The organism is Halobellus sp. Atlit-38R (assembly GCF_003665925.1).
Taxonomy (GTDB): Archaea; Halobacteriota; Halobacteria; order Halobacteriales; family Haloferacaceae; genus Haloquadratum; species Haloquadratum inordinatus.
This window is the reverse complement of the sequence record NZ_QXIJ01000352.1, coordinates 1-449: the sequence shown is the minus strand read 5'-3', so window position 1 is coordinate 449 and position 449 is coordinate 1. Positions and strand designations below refer to the sequence as shown.

General features: G+C 61.2%; 1 pseudogene. It reads right to left on the bottom strand.

The features are described from left to right. Positions 1-449 (bottom strand): annotated as a pseudogene (gene xacH / locus D3D02_RS19785) (xylose/arabinose ABC transporter permease XacH); the annotation flags it as partial.

Here is a 449-nt window from a genome sequence, read left to right as displayed (position 1 = left end):
GACGATGATGCGGAGGTAGGTCCGAGTGATGCTCGCGCCGTCGACGCGGGCCGCCTCGAACTGGTCGTCGGGAATCGACTGGAGCCCCGCGAGGTAGACGACCATCGTGTATCCGCTGAACTGCCAGATGAGGGCCAATATCACCGCGCCGAGCGCGATTGATGGGTTCCCCAGCCAGTCTACGGGATTGAACCCGAGGGTCGTCACGACGAGGTTGAGGATGCCGCTTTCGACGTTGAACATCCAGAGCCACAGTTGCGCGGTGACGACGAACGAGAGGCTCATCGGGAGGAGATAGACCGTCTGGAACTTCTCGGAAAACCGGATGCCGTGGTCCAACAGGATTGCGAGGAACAGGCCGAGCACCAGACAGATAGTCGTAAAGCCTACGAGGAGGACCAGATTGTTCTGCGCGGCGGCGATGAACGCGTCGCTCGACAGCGCCTGTG